At 70.7% G+C, this 21,067-nt stretch carries 18 protein-coding genes, 1 pseudogene and 1 riboswitch; of the genes and pseudogenes, 10 read left to right on the top strand and 9 right to left on the bottom strand.

Features of this window, described 5'->3' with window-relative positions:
- Positions 1-2 precede the first annotated feature (2 nt).
- Both J8403_RS24925 and J8403_RS24920 read right to left on the bottom strand, forming a co-directional pair.
- Complete coding sequence (locus tag J8403_RS24925; RefSeq protein ID WP_211125105.1) at positions 3-1,076, bottom strand: DUF4328 domain-containing protein; 1,074 nt, start codon at positions 1,074-1,076, stop codon at positions 3-5.
- A 319-nt stretch (positions 1,077-1,395) separates the two neighbouring features.
- Complete coding sequence (locus J8403_RS24920; RefSeq protein ID WP_211125104.1) at positions 1,396-3,042, bottom strand: beta-N-acetylhexosaminidase; 1,647 nt, start codon at positions 3,040-3,042, stop codon at positions 1,396-1,398.
- Between the two features lie 207 nt (positions 3,043-3,249).
- Between J8403_RS24920 and J8403_RS24915 the strand changes: the two genes are divergently transcribed.
- From J8403_RS24915 to J8403_RS24890, 6 genes are all read left to right on the top strand, one after another.
- The gene (locus J8403_RS24915) at positions 3,250-3,807 is read left to right on the top strand and encodes a 2-oxo-4-hydroxy-4-carboxy-5-ureidoimidazoline decarboxylase (RefSeq protein ID WP_211125103.1); all 558 of its coding nucleotides are present in this window, start codon (positions 3,250-3,252) and stop codon (positions 3,805-3,807) included.
- Positions 3,808-3,963: 156 nt separating this feature from the next.
- A complete protein-coding gene (sdhC, locus tag J8403_RS24910; protein WP_014061379.1) occupies positions 3,964-4,344 on the top strand; it encodes a succinate dehydrogenase, cytochrome b556 subunit in 381 nt (126 codons plus the stop codon).
- Positions 4,345-4,349: 5 nt separating this feature from the next.
- Positions 4,350-4,820 carry a succinate dehydrogenase hydrophobic membrane anchor subunit gene (locus J8403_RS24905; RefSeq protein ID WP_037953443.1) on the top strand — a complete coding sequence of 157 codons (471 nt, stop codon included), beginning with the start codon at positions 4,350-4,352 and terminating at the stop codon, positions 4,818-4,820.
- Between the two features lie 24 nt (positions 4,821-4,844).
- Positions 4,845-6,599, top strand: a complete 1,755-nt coding sequence (gene sdhA / locus J8403_RS24900) for a succinate dehydrogenase flavoprotein subunit (protein ID WP_211125102.1) — start codon at positions 4,845-4,847, stop codon at positions 6,597-6,599.
- Positions 6,599-7,372 (top strand): succinate dehydrogenase iron-sulfur subunit, encoded by a 774-nt coding sequence (locus tag J8403_RS24895; RefSeq protein ID WP_119989364.1) that lies wholly within the window; start codon positions 6,599-6,601, stop codon positions 7,370-7,372. The genes sdhA and J8403_RS24895 overlap by 1 nt, the downstream gene beginning before the upstream one ends.
- Before the next feature lie 176 nt (positions 7,373-7,548).
- Positions 7,549-8,937 (top strand): VanZ family protein, encoded by a 1,389-nt coding sequence (locus J8403_RS24890; RefSeq protein ID WP_211125101.1) that lies wholly within the window; start codon positions 7,549-7,551, stop codon positions 8,935-8,937.
- 36 nt (positions 8,938-8,973) lie between these two features.
- Here J8403_RS24890 and J8403_RS24885 read toward each other — a convergent pair whose 3' ends face one another.
- Both J8403_RS24885 and J8403_RS43780 read right to left on the bottom strand, forming a co-directional pair.
- Positions 8,974-10,428, bottom strand: coding sequence for a metallophosphoesterase (locus J8403_RS24885; RefSeq protein WP_211125100.1), 1,455 nt, complete (start codon positions 10,426-10,428; stop codon positions 8,974-8,976).
- Between the two features lie 46 nt (positions 10,429-10,474).
- Positions 10,475-10,726, bottom strand: a complete 252-nt coding sequence (locus J8403_RS43780) for an SCO4848 family membrane protein (protein ID WP_043241427.1) — start codon at positions 10,724-10,726, stop codon at positions 10,475-10,477.
- Between the two features lie 10 nt (positions 10,727-10,736).
- Between J8403_RS43780 and J8403_RS24880 the strand changes: the two genes are divergently transcribed.
- Positions 10,737-12,158 (top strand): D-alanyl-D-alanine carboxypeptidase family protein, encoded by a 1,422-nt coding sequence (locus J8403_RS24880; RefSeq protein ID WP_343245369.1) that lies wholly within the window; start codon positions 10,737-10,739, stop codon positions 12,156-12,158.
- Between the two features lie 95 nt (positions 12,159-12,253).
- On the opposite strand, the gene J8403_RS24875 is transcribed toward J8403_RS24880, so the two are convergent.
- Positions 12,254-13,303 (bottom strand): YihY/virulence factor BrkB family protein, encoded by a 1,050-nt coding sequence (locus J8403_RS24875; RefSeq protein WP_246585977.1) that lies wholly within the window; start codon positions 13,301-13,303, stop codon positions 12,254-12,256.
- 168 nt (positions 13,304-13,471) lie between these two features.
- Here J8403_RS24875 and dprE2 point away from each other — a divergent pair, with 168 nt between their 5' ends.
- On the top strand, positions 13,472-14,212 hold the full coding sequence (gene dprE2 / locus J8403_RS24870) for a decaprenylphospho-beta-D-erythro-pentofuranosid-2-ulose 2-reductase (RefSeq protein ID WP_211125098.1): 741 nt from the start codon (positions 13,472-13,474) through the stop codon (positions 14,210-14,212).
- Between the two features lie 157 nt (positions 14,213-14,369).
- Here dprE2 and J8403_RS24865 read toward each other — a convergent pair whose 3' ends face one another.
- Both J8403_RS24865 and trpS read right to left on the bottom strand, forming a co-directional pair.
- A complete protein-coding gene (locus tag J8403_RS24865; protein ID WP_211125097.1) occupies positions 14,370-14,966 on the bottom strand; it encodes a 2'-5' RNA ligase family protein in 597 nt (198 codons plus the stop codon).
- A gap of 236 nt (positions 14,967-15,202) precedes the next feature.
- The gene (gene trpS / locus J8403_RS24860; protein ID WP_211125096.1) at positions 15,203-16,216 is read right to left on the bottom strand and encodes a tryptophan--tRNA ligase; all 1,014 of its coding nucleotides are present in this window, start codon (positions 16,214-16,216) and stop codon (positions 15,203-15,205) included.
- 76 nt (positions 16,217-16,292) lie between these two features.
- Between trpS and J8403_RS43775 the strand changes: the two are divergent.
- Positions 16,293-16,814, top strand: a pseudogene (locus tag J8403_RS43775) (RNA polymerase sigma factor); the annotation flags it as partial.
- A gap of 305 nt (positions 16,815-17,119) precedes the next feature.
- Here J8403_RS43775 and J8403_RS24850 read toward each other — a convergent pair.
- The gene (locus J8403_RS24850) at positions 17,120-18,391 is read right to left on the bottom strand and encodes a serine hydroxymethyltransferase (protein WP_211125094.1); all 1,272 of its coding nucleotides are present in this window, start codon (positions 18,389-18,391) and stop codon (positions 17,120-17,122) included.
- Positions 18,392-18,430: 39 nt separating this feature from the next.
- Positions 18,431-18,528: riboswitch (ZMP/ZTP riboswitch) on the bottom strand.
- Between the two features lie 32 nt (positions 18,529-18,560).
- Between J8403_RS24850 and rocD the strand changes: the two genes are divergently transcribed.
- The gene (gene rocD, locus J8403_RS24845) at positions 18,561-19,781 is read left to right on the top strand and encodes an ornithine--oxo-acid transaminase (protein WP_211125093.1); all 1,221 of its coding nucleotides are present in this window, start codon (positions 18,561-18,563) and stop codon (positions 19,779-19,781) included.
- Positions 19,782-19,864: 83 nt separating this feature from the next.
- Here the strand turns inward: rocD and J8403_RS24840 are convergent, their stop codons facing one another.
- Positions 19,865-21,052 (bottom strand): glutathionylspermidine synthase family protein, encoded by a 1,188-nt coding sequence (locus tag J8403_RS24840; RefSeq protein WP_211125092.1) that lies wholly within the window; start codon positions 21,050-21,052, stop codon positions 19,865-19,867.
- Positions 21,053-21,067: the final 15 nt, after the last annotated feature.

The raw sequence follows: 21,067 nt of genomic DNA, 5'->3' as shown, positions 1-21,067 counted from the left end.
GGCTAGCCCTGCCCGTAGGGCGGGTACTGCTGACCGGGCTGGCCGGGTGGCGGGGTCGGTGGCATCTGGGGGGCACCGTACGAGCCGGGCCCGGGGGCCGGGGCGCCGTACGGGGCCGGTCCGGGCGCCGGGGCGCCGTACGGGTTCGGCGCCGGCATGCCGTACGGCGCCGGGCCGCCCAGCTGCGGGGGCAGTGAGGCGCGCTGCTCCTGCATCGCGGTGATCTGCCGGACCAGCAGCAGCGCGAGGACCGCCGCGGCCATGAAGATCACGATCGCGAACATGTCGAAGGCCAGGATGGAGCGCAGGCTCTCGATGTCGCTCTTGGCCTCGGAGGGGGAGGGGGCGTAGTCGTCGCCCTCCACCTTGCCGCGCAGCAGGTTGTAGCGGATGCCGCCGATGGCGTTGGTGATCAGCGCGACGATCCAGGTGACCCACCAGCCGTTGAGCAGACCGCGGCTGACGGCGTGCGGCCCCTGCGGGGAGCTGGCGCGCCAGATGTCGTTGGCGATCTGCTTGGGGAACCAGAAGTTGACGACGGGGGTGAACCAGGAACCGGCCGCCCAGCCGCTGCTGAAGCGGTGCTGGCCGGGCGCGAAGACCTCGGCGTTCAGCCGCAGCCGCCGGAACCAGATCGCCCAGACCACGGCGATCGCGACGGTGAGCAGCCAGTAGATGACCTGTGCGGTGGTGAACAGGTCGTCGGCGTCGTTGAGGTCCTGCTCGGTGATGGAGACGGACTTGCCCTCGACCGCGTCCAGCATGTCCCCGATCACGCTGTACTGGCCGGAACGCCCCACGAAGAGGAAGACGAGCGCCGGCAGCGCCACGCCGAACAGCGCGACGAGCGTGGTGGAAAGCCCGCGCCGCAGATCGACCCCGCCGGTCGGCATGCCCATGGGTGGGGCAGCCGGGTAGCCGCCGGGCGCCGGCGGCATCTGCCCCATCTGCGGCGGGACGGACGGCTGCTGCGGCGGCGCGGAGGGCTGCTGCAGCTGCTGCTGGTACGTCCCGCATGCGGCACAGCGCCCGTCGGGGCCGACGGCGACAGCGCGGCAGTTCCCACACGGATACATGGTCTTTTGAGTCCCCCTGGGAACGTGGCCCGCTGCGGGCCACGCGAGAAAATGAAGCCTCTGACCGCGCCCAGAGCGCGGACCTGCACGTTACGGGCATCCGACCGGTCAAGTCCAGAGCGGAACGGACCCGGGACGCGGGGTGAAGTCCCCGGTTTCGCGCAAGGGGAGGTGTGACGCAATCGAGGCGTGCGACGCTGTAAGGGGTGCGAGCCTTTGACGGCTCTCCCTGATCGACGGTCGGGGCCTCTCCTGTGGGGGGTGGCGGCCCCGACCGTCCTTCTTTTCTCCCTCTTCTTCTCCCGCCCGGGCCGCGCGCTCAGACCCCGAGCCGTTCGGCGAGCCGGGTGAAGTCCGACCAGCTCAGCGGCGGCTTCCCGGGATCCCACACCCGCTGGGCCAGCGCCGCGAGCGGCAGCCGGATGCCCTGGGCCACCTGTGCGGGCGTCTGGGCCTCGGGCCGGTCGCCCCAGATGGCGAAACGGGCGCCGAGGATCCGGTTCGGTCCGGTCAGGGACTTGTCGGCGACGGGCGTGGAGCTGCGCAGTACGGCGGGGGACCAACTCTCGTAAATGCGTTCGCCGGTCGGGTAGGTGAAGCCGCCGGGCTCGCCGAGGACGTAGTAGAGGTACGAGTCGTTGAGGTTGACCACCTTGCGGCCCTCCTTCAGATATTCCAGCGGCTGCCGTGCCGCCTCCTTCAGCCGTCCCGTCCAGTACTCGACCTCGATGTTCTTGTCGGGCTTGACGACGCCGCCGGTGAAGAAGCCGTCGTTCCACGCCTTGGGTTGCTTGCCCAGCTGCCGGGCGAGCCGGGCGCGGTCGTTCAGCCAGCCGGTGACCAGGTCCTGCACCCGGGCGTTGGGTCCGTACTTCGCCTTCGCGGCGGCCACCAGCTTCGGGAACGACGCCTGGGGGTCCTTGACGGTCAGCGCGAGGTACTCATCGGCGCCCAGATGCCACCAGCGGCCGGGGAAGAGCGGGGCGTACTCGCGCATCAGCTGATCGACGATGCGGGCCGCGGCCGGATTGGAGATGTCCACCGACCCCTGGAACGTGGTGCCGCCCGCGTTGCGCAGCTGGAGCTGCGGATGGGCCCTGATGACGGCGCCGAGGTGGCCCGGCGAGTCGATCTCGGGGATGACGGTGATGTGCAGCCGCTGCCCGAGCGCGACGATCTCCCGGACCTGGGCCTTGGTGAGGTGCTGGGCCGAGACGATCTCGGGGTGGCTGGTGCTCTGGATGCGGAAGCCCTGGTCGTCCGAGAAGTGCAGGGCCAGCTGGTTGAGCTTGAGGTCGGCCATCTCGCGCATCCGGGCCTCGATCCACCCGGCCGAGAAGAACTTGCGCGCGATGTCCAGGTTGAGGCCGCGCTGGGGGCGGCCGGGCCGGTCGTGGATCACGCCTTCGGGGAGGCGGCCGCCGGAGCGCAGCGCCTGTTTCACGGTGCGGGTGCCGTAGAAGACGCCCGCCTCGGCCGGGCCGGTGATCCGGGCGCGGCCGCCGCCGACCGTCAGCTTGTACGCCTCGCGGCCCCCGCTCTGCTCCGGATCGAGGGCGAGGGAGAGATCACCGGTGCGGGGGGTGCCGGAGGCGGTGCGCATCCCCAGCTCCGTGGCGATCATGTGGGCCTCGTCGGCGAGCGGACCGTCGAGGTCGGCCACCACCCGGCTGCCGCTGCCGGGCCGCCAGCCCGGGCCCGTGGTCGGGGTGAACTCGCGGACGGAGGGGATGGTGCGGGGCGGGGCGGAGGCCGCGGTGCCGTGCGGCGGAGTGGTCGAGGGGGACCGCGCCGAGGTGGCGGTCGTGGCGTGCGCGGAGTGCGCCGGCGAGGAGCGGGTGCCGGCCTGGCCCTGGCCGCCGTCCGTCTGCTGGCAGCCGAGGGCCGCCAGGACGAGGGTGGCGACGGCACCCGCGATGAGACCGCGGACGCAGGACGCCTTGGTGGCTCTGAGCGGCAATCCCATGGCGGTGTACCTCCTTAGGCCCTCCCCGCTTCGGGCATTCGGCCGCCTTGTGACCGAAAAACACCCTGCGCCCCGAATGCCGTCCACCGCATGCAGTAAAACCTCCCCGTTCGGGTGATATCGCGTTCCCCCCGGCACACCCACCTCCCCGCCTCGTTAGCGTGTACTGCTCACACGCCCCAGCCATGTCTCCCACGCCTCTCACGCGTGCCCGAGGAGTCCACGCTGTCCAGGTCCAGGTCCCGCGCCGCCGCTTCCCGCCTCGACCGGCTCAACACCGCCACCGCCGACGCGGCCGAGGCCGCGCTGCTCGCCTGTTGCGGCAGCCGCCGCTGGGCCCGGCTGATCGCGGCCCACCGCCCGTACCCCGATCTGGAGGCGCTGCTGGCCGCCGGGGACGAGGCCAGCTATGACCTCACCCCGGCCGATCTGGACGAGGCGCTCGCGGACGAGTCGGTCGTCGGCCATGAGCTGCCGCCCGCGGAGAGCCTGGGGGCGCTGGCCGCCCACACCGCGCTCCAGGCCGCCCACGATGCGTACGAACGTCGATTCGGTCACGTTTTCGTCATCTGTCTGGATGGTCTGCGGCCCGAGGAGCGGCTCGACCGGCTGCTGACCGGAATCCGGAGCCGGCTGGGCAACGAACGGGAGCGGGAGCGCGACAACACCGCGGAGGAGCTGCGGCGCATCGCCCGCGGCCGGCTCGTCCGGCTGGCCGCGACCACCCCCCGCTTGCCGGATGTGTCCGGGTTCCGTATCGCATGATCGCCCGTTCGTGCTTGATAGATCACACCTGAGCCCCCCGGACGAACCTGCCGACAGCACGTCGGTACGATGTCCAGGGCCGGTGGACCGTACCCGGCCGGGCCCGACCGACCCCGAAGCCGGCAGGCCCCAAATCCGCTTCCGGAGGGTTTTTCCGTGCCGGCTGGAACGCTGTATCGCGGCCGGGAAGGCATGTGGTCCTGGGTGGCTCATCGAGTCACCGGCGTCCTCATCTTCTTCTTCCTGTTCGTACATGTGCTGGACACCTCGCTGGTCCGCGTCTCGCCCGAGGCGTACGACAACGTGGTTGCCACCTACAAGAATCCCGTCGTGAACCTGATGGAGTACGGCCTCGTGGCCGCCATCCTGTTTCACGCCCTCAACGGCCTTCGCGTCATCGCCGTCGACTTCTGGTCCAAGGGAGCGAGGTACCAGCGGCAGATGCTCTGGGGCGTCGTCGGTATCTGGGTCGTGCTGATGGCCGGTGCCTTCTACCCGATCCTCCAGCACACGCTGCGCGAACTGTTCGGGAGCTGACGCACATGTCCGCCGAGACCACCACCCCCGCGAGCGACGCGGTCAGCGCGTACGACGTGGATCATCCGGCCCCGGTCATCGAGCCGCCGCGGGCCCGCACCCGCAAGACGCCCAGGGCGACCCGTACGAACTTCGAGATGTACGGCTGGCTGTTCATGCGCCTGTCCGGCGTCCTGCTGGTCGTCCTGGTCCTGGGCCATCTGCTGATCCAGCTGGTGCTGGACGGCGGTGTCACCAAGATCGGCTTCGCCTTCGTGGCCGGCCGCTGGGCCTCGCCGTTCTGGCAGGCATGGGATCTGATCATGCTCTGGCTCGCCACGCTGCACGGCGCGAACGGCCTGCGCACGATCATCAACGACTACGCGGAGCGGGACAACACCCGCCTCTGGCTGAAGGCGCTGCTCTACACGGCGGCAGGATTCACCATCGTGCTCGGCACTCTGGTGATCTTCACCTTCGACCCGAACATCCGCTAGGCCCCGGGGCTGAGGTATCCACTCATGAAGATCCATAAGTACGACACCGTCATCGTCGGCGCCGGCGGGGCCGGAATGCGCGCGGCCATCGAGTCGACCAAGCGCAGCCGCACCGCGGTGCTCACCAAGCTCTACCCGACCCGCTCCCACACCGGCGCGGCCCAGGGCGGCATGGCCGCCGCCCTCGCCAACGTCGAGGAGGACAACTGGGAGTGGCACACCTTCGACACGATCAAGGGCGGCGACTACCTGGTCGACCAGGACGCCGCCGAGATCCTGGCGAAGGAGGCCATCGACTCTGTCCTCGACCTGGAGAAGATGGGCCTGCCGTTCAACCGCACCCCGAACGGCACCATCGACCAGCGCCGCTTCGGCGGCCACAGCCGTAACCACGGCGAGGCCCCGGTCCGCCGGTCCTGCTACGCCTCGGACCGCACCGGCCACATGATCCTCCAGACGCTGTACCAGAACTGCGTCAAGGAGGGCGTGGAGTTCTTCAACGAGTTCTACGTCCTGGACCTCCTGATGACCGAGGTCGACGGGGTCAAGCGCACCGCCGGTGTGGTGGCGTACGAGCTGGCCACCGGTGAGCTGCACGTCTTCCAGGCGAAGGCCGTCGTCTTCGCCTCCGGCGGCTGCGGCAAGTTCTTCAAGGTGACCTCCAACGCGCACACCCTCACCGGTGACGGCCAGGCGGTCGCCTACCGGCGCGGGCTGCCGCTGGAGGACATGGAGTTCTTCCAGTTCCACCCGACCGGCATCTGGCGCATGGGCATCCTGCTGACGGAGGGCGCCCGCGGTGAGGGCGGCATCCTCCGCAACAAGGACGGCGAGCGCTTCATGGAGAAGTACGCGCCGGTCATGAAGGACCTGGCATCGCGAGACGTGGTGTCGCGGTCGATCTACACGGAGATCCGTGAGGGCCGCGGCTGCGGTCCGGAGGGCGACCACGTCTATCTGGACCTGACCCACCTGCCGCCGGAGCAGCTGGACGCCAAGCTGCCCGACATCACCGAGTTCGCGCGGACGTACCTGGGCATCGAGCCGTACACGGACCCGATCCCGATCCAGCCGACCGCGCACTACACGATGGGCGGCATCCCGACCAACGTCCAGGGCGAGGTGCTGGCGGACAACGACACCGTCGTCCCCGGCCTGTACGCGGCCGGCGAGGTCGCCTGCGTCTCGGTGCACGGCGCCAACCGGCTGGGCACCAACTCGCTGCTGGACATCAACGTCTTCGGCCGCCGGGCGGGTATCGCCGCCGCGGAGTACTCCGCCAGGGCCGACTTCGTCGAGCTCCCGGAGGACCCGGCCGGGTTCGTCCAGAGCCAGGTGGAGAACCTGCGGGACGCGACCGGCACCGAGCGGGTCACCGAGGTCCGCAAGGCGCTGCAGGAGACCATGGACAAGAACGTCATGGTCTTCCGCACCGAGCAGACGCTCAAGGAGGCCGTCGAGGAGATCGGCCACCTGCGGGAGCGATTCAAGAACGTCAGCGTCCAGGACAAGGGCAAGCGGTTCAACACCGATCTGCTGGAGGCCATCGAGCTGGGCAACCTGCTCGACCTGGCCGAGGTCATGGCGATCTCGGCACTGGCCCGCAAGGAGTCGCGCGGCGGCCACTACCGCGAGGACTACCCGAACCGCGACGACGTCAACTTCATGCGGCACACCATGGCGTACCGAGAGGTGGGCGCGGACGGCTCCGAGTCCATCCGCCTCGACTACAAGCCGGTCGTGCAGACCCGCTACCAGCCGATGGAGCGTAAGTACTGATGAGCACCCCCACCCTCGAGAAGTCCGACCAGGCCCCCGAGGCGGCCGACGCCACCGCCTCGCACCTGATCACCGTCACCTTCCGGATCCGGCGCTTCAACCCGGAGGTCTCGGACCAGGCGGTCTGGGAGGACTTCCAGATCGACATGGACCCCAAGGAGCGCGTCCTCGACGGACTCCACAAGGTCAAGTGGGAGCTGGACGGCACCCTGACCTTCCGCCGCTCCTGCGCCCACGGCATCTGCGGCTCCGACGCGATGCGGATCAACGGCCGCAACCGGCTGGCCTGCAAGACGCTGATCAAGGACATCAACCCGGAGAAGCCCATCACGGTCGAGCCGATCAAGGGGCTCACGGTCCTCAAGGACCTCATCGTGGACATGGAGCCGTTCTTCCAGGCGTACCGCGATGTGATGCCCTTCCTGATCACGACGGGCAACGAGCCGACGCGTGAGCGGCTGCAGTCCGCCGAGGACCGCGAGCGGTTCGACGACACCACCAAGTGCATCCTGTGCGCCGCGTGCACCTCCTCGTGCCCGGTGTTCTGGAACGACGGCCAGTACTTCGGCCCGGCGGCGATCGTCAACGCGCACCGCTTCATCTTCGACTCCCGCGACGAGGGCGGTGAGCAGCGGCTGGAGATCCTGAACGACAAGGACGGCGTCTGGCGCTGCCGCACCACCTTCAACTGCACCGAGGCGTGTCCGCGGGGCATCGAGGTCACCAAGGCCATTCAGGAGGTCAAGCGCGCCTTGATCACGCGCCGCTTCTGAGCTGCCGCTTCCGAACGGCCGCTTCTGCGCTGCCGCTTCTGAGCGACGGAGCTTTTGGCTCCAAGCCTGTGGGCGAGGGCCCCGCTTCCCGGATTCCGGGGGCGGGGCCCTCGTCGTATCGGCGCACGCCGGAGAGCTATACACGCGGTGTATACGCATGGCGTATAGTCCTGTGCATGGCCACCGCCTACCTTCTGCCGATCAAGACGGCCGCAGCCCTCTTCCCGCTGCTCGCACTCGTGTTATTGCTGCCGACAGCCGTCCTCCTCTACCGCCGGCACGGCGTGATGTCCCCGGGGCGGACGCTGTCGCTCTACGGCTTCCTCTACTACCTGCTCACCGCCTACTGCATGACGATCGTGCCGCTGCCGAAGCAGACGGGCGACATGTGCGAGCGGTTCGCGCCCGTGGCCCATCCGCAGTGGATGCCCGGGAACACCTTCGGCGACATCTGGAAAGAGGCCCACCACAAGGTCGGGCTCAACTCCCTCGTCCTCCAGAACCCCGCCGTCGCCGGGACCCTCTTCAATCTGCTGCTGCTTCTGCCGCTCGGCGTCTTCCTGCGCTACCACTTCGGGCGCTCGCTGCGCGCCACCGCCGTGATCGGCTTCGTGGTCGCCATGTCCTTCGAGCTGACGCAGTGGACCGGGGTGTGGGGTCTCTACAACTGCCCGTACCGCCTCTTCGACGTGGACGACCTGATCGTCAACACCTCGGGAGCGATGATCGGTTGGCTGCTGGCCGGGCCGGTCGCGCGGATGCTGCCGGCGCTGGAGGCGCTGGACGGGCGGGCGCTGGCGGCACGTCCGGTGCCGTTCGGGCGGCGGCTGACGGCGCTGGTCGTGGATGTGGCCGGATATGTCGTCGCATCGGTGTTTGCCGCGGCCGTGATGACCTATCAGGGCGGCGCGGCTCCCTCATGGATACCGGTAGGAATCTTCGCGGCCTGGTTCATCCTCCTGCCGCTGGCGACCGGCGCTACCCCCGGAAAGCGGCTGTTGCTGCTGAAGCTGGTGGCGGACGACGGTGGCCCGCTGGTGCCCTGGCGGCTGACCCTGCGCGCGCTGCTGCTCGGGGCGCTGGTGATGCCGTTCCTGTCAGGGCTGTTCCTGGCCATGCTGACGCTGCTGCACGAGCCGTGGCCGTCCGGTCTGTTCGCCACCGTCCGCGACTCGGGCGCCCAGGGCGCGGCGGCGGTCCTTACGGCGCTCAGCCCCGTCCAACTGCTCGCGGTGATGGCCGGGTTCACGCTGACCGCCACCTGCGTACGCAAGACGCTGCGTCACCCGGACCGGCTGGCCCCGCACGACCGTATCTCGGGCATACGCAACGCCTCGCTGCCGCACCGCCGCGCCAAGCGGGCCGACGCGCAGGGCGGTGGCGTACGAGTTGCCGGGCAGGGCATCGACCGGTCGGAGCCGGTCGCGGTGGCGGTGGCGCGGGCGGCCGACGACGGCTCACCGGCGGGGGACCTCGACCGTCCGCTGGTCAGCAAGGGTCCCGCCGGTTCCGCCGGTTCCACCGGCTCGCCGGAGATTCAGCGGTCCGCCGCCGACTCCCGCTGATGCGGGGCGGGGCCGGGATGGCGGGCGCTCAGACGCTCAGGTACGGGTCGAGGCCAGCTCCACCACGGTGACGTCCGGTGGCGCCCCGACCCGTACCGGCGGGCCCCAGGCGCCCGCGCCGCGGGTCACATAGAGCTGGGTGTCGCCGTACCGCTCGAGACCGGCGGCGGTGGGGTTGGCCAGCTCGGCCACATAGGTGCCGGGCCACAGCTGACCGCCATGGGTGTGGCCGGACAGCTGGAGATCGACGCCCGCCTTCACCGCGTCGTGGATCACCACCGGCTGATGGGCGAGCAGCACGGAGGCGCGCGAGCGGTCGCGGTCGCCGAGCGCCTTGCCAAAGTCGGGGCCCCGGCCCTCGCTCTCGCCCGCGACGTCGTTCACCCCGGCGAGGTCGAAGCCGGGCAGCTCGGTGCGCTCGTTCTCCAGAGGACGCAGGCCCAGCTCGCGCACATGGTCCACCCACGCGTCGGCGCCCGAGTAGTACTCGTGGTTGCCGGTGACGAAGTAGCTGCCGTGGCGGGCGCGCAGCGCCCGCAGCGGCTCGGCGGCCGGGCCGAGGTCCGCGACACTGCCGTCCACGAGGTCGCCGACGACGGCGATGAGGTCGGGATTGGTGCGGTTGACCGCCTCGACGACCCGCTGGGTGTGGGCGCGGCCCAGGATCGGCCCGAGGTGGATATCGCTGACCACGGCGATCCGGAAGCCGTGCGCCCGGCGCGGCAGCTTGGCGAGCGGCACGGTGATCCTCTTGACCCGCGGCCCGCGCAGCACGGTGTACGTGCCGTACCCCACCGTTCCGGCGGCCACGGCGGTGGCCCCGACGGCCACGGCCCGGGCGACGAACAGCCGCCGGGAGGCGGCGGGCGGCGGGCCCGCGGGGCGGTCCGTGGCGGCCGCCTTGGCAGCCGTCTCAGCGGTCTCAGCCGTCCGCGCGGCGGACTCGGCGGCGACGCCCTGAGCAGTCTCATCCGTTGCCGGCTCAACCGCCACGGCCGCGGGGGCGTCGGCGGCCGTGCCCTCGCAGCCATCCGTGCGGACAGCCGACGAAGCGGGGGCGACGGCGGTCACCGCCGAACCGTCGTCCACTGTCCGCCCGGCGGCGGCAGCCACCTCCGCGCCCGCCGCGGGGCCCTCGGCCGACCGCACATCAGCGGGTTCGGCGGGCTTGCGACGGCCCAGCCAAGCGCCCAGCAGCGGCCGTACCGCCTCGCCCACGAGCAGGGCCAGCGTCAGGTACAGGAGCAGGGCGAGCCAGAGGTAGCCCGGCCAGGCCAGGACGCGCTGGAGCGGGAAGGGCGCGCCCGCGCGGCCCGAGATCACCGCGCCGACGCTCATCAGCGGCAGCACGAAGGCCGCCGCCGTGCCCGCACGGCGCGCCCACCCCCCGCGCGACGTCGTGTCGCCGACGAGCCGCCGCCACAGATACCAGTGGACGCCGGTCAGCAGACCGACGACGACCAGCGCGATCAGGACGTAGAGCACGACCATCCCCGGTCCCCTCCCCCAGCGATTACCCGACGGCTGCCTGGAACGGCTACTCGGAGGCGTCGTTTCGACGCAGAGCGCGCACCCCACGCAACCCGATCACCCCGATCGCCGTCCCCAAGAGAAACGAGGTGATCGCGAGCAGCAGATGCACCCAAAAGTACGTGGTGGGGTCGCCGGAGTCGTCGAAGGCGAGTCCGCTGGCGTCCTTCCACAAATTTTTGACAAAGGTGAACCAGATGACCCAGCTCCAGACCCCGAAGGCGAGCAGGAACCAGGACACGGGGCGGCTGAGCTTCATGGGTTCCAGTATGGGCACGGCCCCGGATACCTCCACGCGGGGGTCTGCCGTCAATACGTCGGCGCTGCTGTCGCTCTCCTCAGCGACGCCAGGTACGTTCACCTCCGTGCCCACACCTTCCTTCACCAGCACTCACGTCCGAGACCGCACCCGTAAGAGCACCGGCAAGAGCGTCCGCCAGAGCAGTCGCCGTACCCCCGCCCGCCGCGCCGCCGCGCCGCTGGCCGCCACCGCCGCCGCCCTCCTGCTGTGCGGGCCGCTCGCCGCCGCCCCGGCGCACGCCGCCGACCAGCCGGGTGGCGCCACCGACGCGGTCAAGCCGCCCGCCCATATGTCCACGGTGGGCGGGAAGCGGCTCGGCCGCCCCGGGACCCAGGTGGACCCCAAGGCGGGCGCCCCCGCGCTGCCCAGGGAGCTCAGCGGAAAGTCCTGGCTGGTGGCCGACGCCGAGTCCGGTGATGTGCTCGCCTCGCACAACGCCCACTGGCAGCTGCCGCCCGCGTCCACGCTGAAGATGCTGTTCGCGGACACCCTGCTGCCGAAGATGCCGAAGACGAAGACCCACAAGGTGCAGCTGTCCGACCTGGAGGGGATGGGCGAGGGCAGCAGCCTGGTCGGGGTCAAGGAGAACTACACCTACTCGGTCCACGACCTGTGGCTCGGCGTCTTCCTGCGCTCGGGCAACGACGCGGTGCATGTGCTGTCGGCCATGAACGGCGGTGTCCCGGCGACCGTAAGGGAGATGCAGGCACACGCGAAGCATCTGAACGCGCGCGACACCCATGTCGTCACACCGGACGGCTACGACGAGAAGGGCCAGGTCAGCAGCGCGTACGACCTGACCCTCTTCGCCCGCTCGGGGCTGCAGAAGGCGGACTTCCGGGAGTACTGCTCGACGGCGACGGCGCAGTTCCCCGGCACGTTCGAAAAGGGCAAGAAGAAGCGCTCCAGCTTCGGCATCCAGAACACCAACCGGCTGCTGACCGGCTTCGGCGTCGAGCCCTACAAGGGCATCGCCGGGGTCAAGAACGGCAACACCACGAACGCGGGCGCCACCTTCACCGGGGTCGCCCAGCGCGGAAGCCGGGTGCTGCTGGTCACGGTCATGAATCCGCAGGAGAAGGAGGCGAACGAGGTCTACAAGGAGACCGCGAGGCTCTTCGACTGGGGCTTCAAGGCGGCGGGCTCGGTGAACCCGGTCGGCACCCTCGTCCGGCCGGGCGCGCCGGGCGCGAGCCACCCCTCGGCCGGCGGCGAGGACGGCCACAAGCACGCCCAGGCGTCCGTCTCCACGGACGACGAGGGCTCCGGCGGGGCCTGGACCGCGGTGGGCATCGCGGGCGGCTCCCTGGCGCTGCTGGGCGCGGTGGCCTTCGGGGTGCACCGCCGCTGGCCGCTGCCGGAGCTGGTGCGGCGCCGCTCGCGCGACTGAGCGAAGCCCACTGGGCGAGCCCACATTGAGCGAGCCCATTGAGCGAGCCCATTGAGCGAGCCCTTACGGCCGACGCGGCCTTCTTACGGTCGCCGTCACGCCGCCGCCTGCGGGCCTTCGGGCCCGCGGGCGCGGTGCTTTCCGACCTCCGGCTCGGACGGCCGGGCGCGGTCCGGCTCGGCCTTGTCCGGCTCGGACGGCTCGGCCTCGTCCGCCTCGGACGGCTCGGCCATGTCCGCCTCGGACGGCTGGGCCATGTCCGCCTCGGCCGCCCATTCGGCCTCGTGCTCGGCCTGGGCGGCGGGCGGGGTGGCGGTCCAGGCGGAGCAGTACAGCGTGAGTTTCGCGGTGAAGTTCATCCACAGCAACAAGGCGATGGGCACCCCGAACGCCCCGTACATGCTCTTGGCCGCCACGTCCTTCAGATAGCTGCTGAGCAGCACCTTGAGCAGTTCGAAGCCGATCGCGCCGATGAGCGCGGCGATCACGACCGTACGGCGCGGCGGCTGCACACCGGGCAGCCAGGTCAGGACGTAGCTCAGCAGCACGAGGTCGGCGCAGACGGCGATGGCGAACGCGGCGATCCGCAGCAGCCAGCCCCCGATCCCGTTCTCGGGGATGCCGATGAGCCGGACGATCCGGCCCACGGCGGTGGCGGCCAGGGCGGACACGGCGAACGACACGAGCGCCACACCGCCCAGCCCGATCAGCACGAAGGCGTCCTTGACCTTGCGCACCAGCGGGTTGCCGGGGTCCTCCTCCAGCTCCCATACGGCGCGCAGGGACTCGCGCAGCGAGCCCACCCAGCTGATGCCGGTGAACAGCAGCAGGGCGCCCGCGACGACTCCGATCGTGGCGGCGTTCTGGACGAGTCCGCCCAGGTCGAGCTGGCCGGAGATGCCCGGGATCTGCTGGGCGATCTTCTTCTGCAACTGGGCCATCTGCGATTGGCTGAGCGTCGCCGCGCCGATGGCCGCGCCGACGGCGATGAGCGGGAAGAAGGCGATGAAGCTGGTGAACGTGATCGCGGCGGCGAGCCGGGTCCAGTGGACGCGGTCCAGCCGCTCGTAGGTACGCCAGGCATGGGTGCGCATCAGCCAGGCCATCGCGGGGCCGACGACAGGCAGCCGGGTCAACGATTCCATGATCAGCAAGTACCCTTCCGCGCGGTGTCACTCCTCGGCGCGCCGGTGCGCGATATGGATATCCGGGTTCCCCGGACAGCCGCTCCGCCCATCACTCTTTTCGGTGAGGCCGTGAGTACGGGCGCACGATCACTCCATATACCCCGTATCGGGGGATACGTTCCCCCCATGAAGGACGTGATCGGTTCCCCGCAGTCGGTGCTCGTCCTGGGCGGCACGTCCGAGATCGCCCTGGCGACCGTCCGCCGCCTGATCAGCCGTCGCGCCCGTACGGTCTGGCTGGCCGGCCGCCCCTCCCCCGCCCTGGAGTCGGCCGCCCGGCAGCTGCGGGACCTCGGTGCCGACACCCTTACGGTGTCCTTCGACGCGCTCGCCCCCGAGGCCCACGAGGTGACCCTGGGCAAGGTCTTCGCCGAGGGCGACATCGACCTGGTGCTGCTGACCTTCGGCGTCCTGGGCGTCCAGCCGCGGGACGAGACCGATCCCCCGGCGGCGGTCCGCGTCGCCCAGACCAACTACACCGGCGCCGTCTCCTCGGCCCTGATCTGCGCCAACGCCATGCGCCGCCAGGGCCACGGCTCGCTGGTGGTGCTCTCCTCGGCCGCCGCGGGACGGGTCCGCCGCACCGACTTCATCCACGCCTCCGCCAAGGCCGGGCTCGACGCGTTCGCGCAGGGGCTGGGCGAGGCGCTGCGCGGCACGGGCGTCCATGTGATGGTCGTCCGACCCGGCTTCGTCCGTACGAAGCTCACGGCCGGGCTGCGCCCCGCACCGCTGGCCACCACGCCCCAGGCGGTCGCCGAGGCCATCGAGGAGGGCCTGCGCCGGCGCGCCGCGATCATCTGGACACCGGCCGCACTACGACTGACGACGGCGGCCCGCCACCTGCTCCCCCGGCGGCCCCAGTAGGGCGCTCCGCAGGGGCGCGAGGAACTGCGCGCCCAGCCACAACGCACCCGCAGACGACGAACGCACCGAAGCCCCGCAGGGGCGCGAGGAACGGCGCGCCCAGCCACAACGCACCCGCGGACGACCAACGCACCAGAACCAACCCCGGCAGCACGGCCTACCGTGGCGCCGCCGGACGCGAGAGATCAGCCTGACGCGGCACCACGGGCGAGGCACCGCCCGGCAGTTCGTCCGACCCGAACGGGTATTCGCGGTCCAGCCGCCAGACCCCGTCCTCCCCCTGCTCGTACAGCGCGAAGCCGGTGATCGTCCAGGCGGCCTCGTACTCCTTGAGCTCGACGAACGCCCGGTCCATCGCCTCCTCGTCGATGCCGTGGGCGATCGTGACATGCGGGTGGTACGGGAACTGCAGCTCCCGCGCGCACGGCCCGGACTCCACCCGGATCCGCTCCTGCAGCACCGCGCACTCCTCCGCGCCCTCGACGATCCTGACGAAGACGACCGGCGAGAGCGGCCGGAAGGTGCCGGTGCCCTCCAGCCGCATCGGGAACGGCCGCCCCTCGGCCGCGACCCGCGCCAGATGGTCCTCCACGGCGGGCAGCGCCGAGGTGTCGACCTCGGTCGGCGGCAAAAGGGTGACGTGAGTGGGGATGCCATGGGCGGCCGGGTCCCCGAAGCCCGCGCGCCGCTCCTGGAGGAAGCTGCCGTACGGCTCCGGGACCGCGATCGAAACGCCGAGCGTTACGGTCCCCACTGCGTTCTCCCTCCTGGCCCTCCCGGGCTGCTGAGTTGTGGCCGCTGCACCCGTGTCAGTGTGGCGGCTGCGCCGCCTTCGCGGCTAGATTCCTCGGTTCTTCCACACACCGATCCACAGGCCCCCTGGTCAGGGGGCCGGACCGGTGTGTTCCGCTGTCCGCGCGGGTCCGTATCCATACGTGCGCGGGGTGCGCCGTGCTCACCGGGTGGTGCGCACGACGCTCGACGTGCCGCTCAGCGCACCGGGGGCAGGAAGCCCACCTTGTCGTAGGCGGCGGCCAGCGTCTCGGCGGCGACGGCTCGGGCCTTCTCGGCGCCCTTGGCCAGGATTCCGTCCAACGTCGCGGGGTCGGCGAGGTATTCCTGGGTCCGCTCGCGGAACGGGGTGACCCACTCGACCAGCACCTCGGAGAGCTCGGTCTTGAGCGCGCCGTAGCCCTTGCCCTCGTAACGGCGCTCCAACTCCGGGATGGCGGTGCCGGTCAGGGTGGAGTAGATGGTCAGGAGATTGCTGACGCCCGGCTTCTTCTCCTCGTCGTAGCGGATCTCCGTCTCGAGGTCGGTCACCGCGCTCTTGATCTTCTTCGCGGAGACCTTGGGCTCGTCGAGGAGGCTGACGATGCCCTTCGGCGTGGACGCCGACTTGCTCATCTTGATCGTCGGGTCCTGGAGGTCGTAGATCTTCCCGGTCTCCTTGACGATGTACGCCTCGGGGACGGTGAAGGTCTCGCCGAACCGGCCGTTGAAGCGGTCGGCCAGATCCCGGGTGAGCTCGATGTGCTGGCGCTGGTCCTCGCCGACCGGGACGTGGTTGGCCTGGTAGAGCAGGATGTCCGCGACCTGCAGGATGGGGTAGGTGAAGAGGCCGACGGTGGCCCGGTCGGCGCCGTGCCTGGCCGACTTGTCCTTGAACTGCGTCATCCGGGACGCCTCGCCGAAGCCGGTGAGACAGTTCATCACCCACCCGAGCTGGGCGTGCTCGGGCACATGGCTCTGGATGAAGAGCGTGCAGCGGTCCGGGTCCAGGCCGGAGGCGAGCAGCTGGGCGGCGGCGAGCCGGCTGTTGGCGCGCAGCTCCGCCGGGTCCTGCGGCACGGTGATCGCGTGCAGGTCGACCACGGTGTAGAACGCGTCGTGGGTCTCCTGCAGCGCGACGTACTGCCGGATCGCACCGAGGTAGTTGCCGAGGTGGAAGGAACCTGCGGTGGGCTGGATACCGGAGAGCGCACGGGGACGATCGAGGGCCATGGCACCCATTCTCTCAGGTGTGGAACCAGACTCCGTCCGCCGGTGTATGAAAGGTGTGAGGACTCGTGAAGCACAGATCATCGCGCGGGTGCGGGCCGGCGACACCGAGGCATATGCCGAGCTGGTGCGGGCCCATGCGCCGATCGCGCACCGCACCGCCCGGCTGCTCGGGGCGGGCGCGGATGCCGAGGATGTGGTGCAGGACGCCTTTGTGAAGGCGTATCTCGCGCTGGGGCGGTTCGAGAGCGAGGCGGCGTTCCGGCCCTGGCTGCTGCGGATCGTCGCCCATGAGACGAGTAACGCGGTGCGTTCGGCGCGCCGGAGGCGGACGGCGGCGGACCGGGAGGGAGCGCTGCTGTCCGGGGCCGAGCCGGTGATACCGGAGTCCGCCGATCCGGCGGCCGTGGCGCTGGCGGGCGAGCGGCGGGAGCGGCTGCTGACCGCGCTGGAGGAGCTGAGCGAGCCGCAGCGGCGGGTGGTGATCTACCGCTATCTGCTGGATCTGGACGAGGGCGAGACCGCGGAGGCGCTGGGCTGGCCTCGCGGCACGGTGAAATCACGGCTGAGCCGCGCCCTGAGACGGCTGGAGCGGCTGCTGGGGCCGTCGGAGACCGCCGAGGAGACGCGGTGGACGGCTGATGGGACCGAGTGGGGAGGCGAAGGAGATGGCCGAGGAAGGGCTGCCCGGAGAGCTGCGGGCGCTCGGGCAGGCGTTGGAGATACCGCCGTCCGGCGGCCCGTCGCGGCACGGCGTGTCGCGCGCGGGCGGGGAGACGCTGGTCGAGCGGGTGCTCGCCCGGATCGTGGGCCTGCCGGTGCCGGTGGCCGACGACCGGATCCGGGAGGAGCAGTGGTGGCGGCCGCTGCCCGGCCTGGAGGCCGGGCAGGGGCCCGCGGGCGGCGTCAGCCGGTCGGCAGACCGGGAGCCGGGTAGGCCGCCATCAGCTCGGACACCTCGGCCCTGATCTTGATGAGGGCGCCCTGGTCACCGCTCTTCGCGGCGGTCACCCCGCGGTCGATCCAGTCGGCCACGGCGGGCATGTGCTCGGTGGACAGACCGCGCGAGGTGAGGGAGGGAGTGCCGATCCGGACGCCGGAGGGGTCGAAGGGCTTGCGCGGGTCGTAGGGCACGGTGTTGTAGTTCACCACGATCCCCGCCTGGTCCAGGGCCTTGGCCGCGACCTTGCCCGGCACCTCCTTGGGCGTCAGGTCCATCAGGATCAGATGGTTGTCGGTGCCGCCGGAGACCAGATCGAAGCCGCGGGCGAGCAGTTCCTCGGCGAGCGCCTTGGCGTTGGCGACCACGGCATGGGCGTAGTCACGGAAGGCGGGCTGGGCGGCCTCGTGCAGGGCCACCGCGATGGCGGCGGTGGTCTGGTTGTGCGGACCGCCCTGCAGCCCGGGGAAGACGGCCTTGTCGATGGCCTTGGCATGGGTCTCGCGCGCCATCAGCATGGCGCCGCGCGGGCCCCGGAGCGTCTTATGAGTGGTGGTGGAGATGACATCGGCATACGGAACGGGCGAGGGATGGGCGCCGCCCGCGATCAGACCGGCGATATGCGCGATATCGGCGACGAGCACCGCGTCCACCTCGCGGGCGATCTCCGCGAAGGCGGCGAAGTCGATGGTGCGGGGCACCGCCGTGCCACCGCAGAAGATCAGCTTGGGCCGCTCCTGGAGGGCCAGCTCGCGCACCTGGTCGAAGTCGATCGCGCCGGTGTCCCGGCGCACCCCGTACTGGACGCCGCGGAACCAGGTGCCGGTGGCGGAGACGCCCCAGCCGTGGGTGAGATGACCGCCCATGGGCAGTGACATGCCCATCACGGTGTCACCGGGCTGGGCGAAGGCCAGATAGACCGCGAGGTTGGCGGGCGAGCCGGAGTAGGGCTGGACATTGGCGTGCTCGGTGCCGAAGACGGCCTTGGCCCGGTCGATCGCCAGGGTCTCCACCTGGTCGATGACCTGCTGGCCCTCGTAGTAGCGGCGGCCGGCGTAGCCCTCGCTGTACTTGTTCTGCAGCACCGTCCCGGAGGCTTCCAGGACGGCGGCGGAGACATAGTTCTCGCTCGGGATCAGGCGCAGGGTCTCGGACTGCAGCAGCTCCTCGGAGCCGACGAGGGAGGCGAGTTCGGGGTCGGCGGCCGACAGGGCGGGATGGGTCAGGGGCAGGCTCATCGAGTCCTCCGGGGCGATCGGTGACGGTCCGGTCGTGTCCCGGGGTGCCCAGGCGGGCGGCACCTCGTGGCGCTGAGGCCGCGCATCGCTTCCTCGTGGTCGGTTCCACGCTCGGCTCGCCAGTCACGGTGCGCACCCCCACTCTAGCTAGTGAGACAAGGAGGACAAGATGGGACCGGGACGCTCCGCGGAGCGGGCCATCGCCGCCGCCGAGGCCCATGGCGCGCACAATTACCATCCGCTGCCGGTCGTCGTCGCGTCCGCCGAAGGCGCCTGGATGACCGATGTCGAGGGCCGCCGCTATCTCGACCTGCTCGCCGGATACTCGGCACTCAACTTCGGACATCGCAACCGACGGCTGATCGAGGCCGCCAAGGCGCAGCTGGACCGGGTCACCCTCACCTCCCGCGCGTTCCACCACGACCGCTTCGGCGCCTTCTGCTCCGAGCTGGCCGAGCTGTGCGGCATGGAGATGGTGCTGCCCATGAACACGGGGGCGGAGGCGATGGAGACGGCCATCAAGACCGCCCGCAAATGGGGCTACCGGATCAAGGGCGTACCGGACGGCCGGGCCAGGATCATCGCCGCCAGGGACAACTTCCACGGCCGGACGACCACCCTCATCAGCTGCTCCACCGATCCGGAAGCCCGTGCCGACCACGGCCCCTTCACCCCCGGGTTCTCGATCGTGCCGTACGGGGAGCTGGCGGCCATGGAGGCGGCGCTCGACGCCGCGCCCGAGGAGACGGTCGCCGTGCTGCTGGAGCCGGTCCAGGGCGAGGCCGGGGTGGTGGTACCGCCGCCCGGCTATCTGGCCGGGGTCCGGGAGCTGACCCGGGAGCGGAATGTGCTGTTCATCGCCGATGAGATCCAGTCGGGCCTCGGGCGCACCGGCACCACCTTCGCCTGTGAGCACGAGGGGGTGGTCCCCGATGTCTATGTGCTGGGCAAGGCGCTGGGCGGCGGGGTGGTACCGGTGTCGGCGGTGGTGTCCTCCCGCGAGGTGCTCGGGGTGCACCGCCCCGGGGAGCACGGCTCCACCTTCGGCGGCAGCCCGCTCGCCTGCGCGATCGCCCTGGAGGTGATCGCCATGGTGCGGACCGGGGAGTTCCAGCGGCGCTCGGCCACGCTGGGCGAGCTGCTCCACCGGGAGCTGGGGCTGCTCGTGGGAAGGGGAGTTGAGCGGGTGCGCGGCCGGGGGCTGTGGGCGGGGGTGGACATCCATCCGTCTCGGGGCACCGGGCGGCAGATCTCCGAGCGGCTCATGGACCGCGGAGTGCTGGTCAAGGACACCCATGGCGCCACCATCCGGATCGCCCCGCCCCTGGTGATCAGCGAGGAGGATCTGGAGTGGGCGCTGGACCAGCTCAGGGCGGTGCTGGCCGAATGACCCGGTGCGGCTCGGTGGGCCTGCGCTGCTTGGAGGATCCGTCGTGTTCAGACGATCGATCGTGTTCAGAGGATCGGTCGTGTTCAGAGGATCACATGGGGGATGAAGCGCGCGTACTCATCCGTCACCAGCCCCGCCGACTCGCGGATGCCGAGTCCCGCCGCCTCGCCCGCGACGACCCAGGTGCCGAGCACCACCCGGTTGCCGTCGAAGTCGGGCAGCGGCGCCAGTTCCTGGTAGCAGCACGGCTCGTCGCGGAGGACGGGCTCCTCCCCCGGCGGGTGCACGGTGACCCCGGCCCCCTCGCGGCCGAGCAGCGGTTTGGCCACGTAGCCGGTGGTGCGGGCCAGTTCCCGGGGGCCGTCGAGGTAGGCGGGCAGCAGATTGGGGTGGTCCGGGAAGAGCTCCCACAACACGGCCAGCAGCGCCTTGTTGGACAGCAGCATCTTCCAGGCCGGTTCGATCCACAGCGTGGATCCGGTGCCGCCCCCGTTGTCGAGGGTGTCCAGCACCTGCGGGCCGAACCGGTCGGTGGTCAGCCACTCCCAGGGATAGAGCTTGAAGCAGCTCCGGATGAAGCGGAACCGCTTGTCGACGAAGCGGCCCGACAGCCGTTCCCAGCCGATGTCCTCCATGGAGATCGCCTCGGTGCTCAGCCCGGCCTGGTCGGCCGTCTCGCGGAGGTAGGCCACCGTCATCAGGTCCTCGCCCAGCTCGTCCCCGGCCGAATGGGCGAAGTACAGGGGCGTCCCCGGCGGCAGCAGCGCGGCCTGTTTCCGCCAGGCGTCGACCAGCCGTTCATGGAGGGAGTTCCACTGGTCGGCGCCCGGGAAGCGGTCCTCCATCCAGAACCACTGGGCGCTCGCGGCCTCCACCAGCGAGGTCGGCGTATCGGCGTTGTACTCCAGCAGCTTCGCCGGGCCCGATTCACCGTCGTGGCGCAGATCGAACCGGCCGTAGACGCTGGGCTGTTCGGCCCGGCGGTGCCAGGACTCGGCGATCAGCCCGGCCAGCCGCGGATCGTCGATGCCGAGGTCGGCGAAGCGGCCGGTCTCGACGATATGGGCGGCCGCGGCCAGCGACATCCGGTGCAGTTCCTCGACCACCTCCTCCAGCGCCTCGACCTCGGGCAGCGAGAAGGCGTAGTAGGCGCTCTCGTCCCAGTAGGGGCGCAGCGAGCCGTCCGGGTAGCGGGTCAGCGGATAGATGACCCCCTGCTCCTCCACCGTGGACTGCCAGTCGGGGCGGGGGTCGATGGTATGGCGCTTCATCGTGGGGCGGCCCGC

Origin of the sequence: Streptomyces yatensis, from assembly GCF_018069625.1 — a bacterium.
GTDB classification, from domain to species: Bacteria; Actinomycetota; Actinomycetes; order Streptomycetales; family Streptomycetaceae; genus Streptomyces; species Streptomyces yatensis.
This window is presented reverse-complemented; position numbering and strand designations above follow the sequence as displayed.

What these genes read in the sequence shown, in the direction of transcription:
- J8403_RS24925 (WP_211125105.1), bottom strand. Translation starts at nt 1,076, where the DNA reads ATGTATCCGTGTGGGAACTGCCGCGCTGTCGCCGTCGGCCCCGACGGG.
- J8403_RS24920 (WP_211125104.1), bottom strand. Translation starts at nt 3,042, where the DNA reads ATGGGATTGCCGCTCAGAGCCACCAAGGCGTCCTGCGTCCGCGGTCTC.
- J8403_RS24905 (WP_037953443.1), top strand. Translation starts at nt 4,350, where the DNA reads ATGTCCGCCGAGACCACCACCCCCGCGAGCGACGCGGTCAGCGCGTAC.
- sdhA (WP_211125102.1), top strand. Translation starts at nt 4,845, where the DNA reads ATGAAGATCCATAAGTACGACACCGTCATCGTCGGCGCCGGCGGGGCC.
- J8403_RS24895 (WP_119989364.1), top strand. Translation starts at nt 6,599, where the DNA reads ATGAGCACCCCCACCCTCGAGAAGTCCGACCAGGCCCCCGAGGCGGCC.
- J8403_RS24890 (WP_211125101.1), top strand. Translation starts at nt 7,549, where the DNA reads ATGGCCACCGCCTACCTTCTGCCGATCAAGACGGCCGCAGCCCTCTTC.
- J8403_RS24885 (WP_211125100.1), bottom strand. Translation starts at nt 10,428, where the DNA reads ATGGTCGTGCTCTACGTCCTGATCGCGCTGGTCGTCGTCGGTCTGCTG.
- J8403_RS43780 (WP_043241427.1), bottom strand. Translation starts at nt 10,726, where the DNA reads ATGAAGCTCAGCCGCCCCGTGTCCTGGTTCCTGCTCGCCTTCGGGGTC.
- J8403_RS24880 (WP_343245369.1), top strand. Translation starts at nt 10,737, where the DNA reads ATGGGCACGGCCCCGGATACCTCCACGCGGGGGTCTGCCGTCAATACG.
- J8403_RS24875 (WP_246585977.1), bottom strand. Translation starts at nt 13,303, where the DNA reads ATGGAATCGTTGACCCGGCTGCCTGTCGTCGGCCCCGCGATGGCCTGG.
- dprE2 (WP_211125098.1), top strand. Translation starts at nt 13,472, where the DNA reads ATGAAGGACGTGATCGGTTCCCCGCAGTCGGTGCTCGTCCTGGGCGGC.
- trpS (WP_211125096.1), bottom strand. Translation starts at nt 16,216, where the DNA reads ATGGCCCTCGATCGTCCCCGTGCGCTCTCCGGTATCCAGCCCACCGCA.
- J8403_RS24850 (WP_211125094.1), bottom strand. Translation starts at nt 18,391, where the DNA reads ATGAGCCTGCCCCTGACCCATCCCGCCCTGTCGGCCGCCGACCCCGAA.
- rocD (WP_211125093.1), top strand. Translation starts at nt 18,561, where the DNA reads ATGGGACCGGGACGCTCCGCGGAGCGGGCCATCGCCGCCGCCGAGGCC.
- J8403_RS24840 (WP_211125092.1), bottom strand. Translation starts at nt 21,052, where the DNA reads ATGAAGCGCCATACCATCGACCCCCGCCCCGACTGGCAGTCCACGGTG.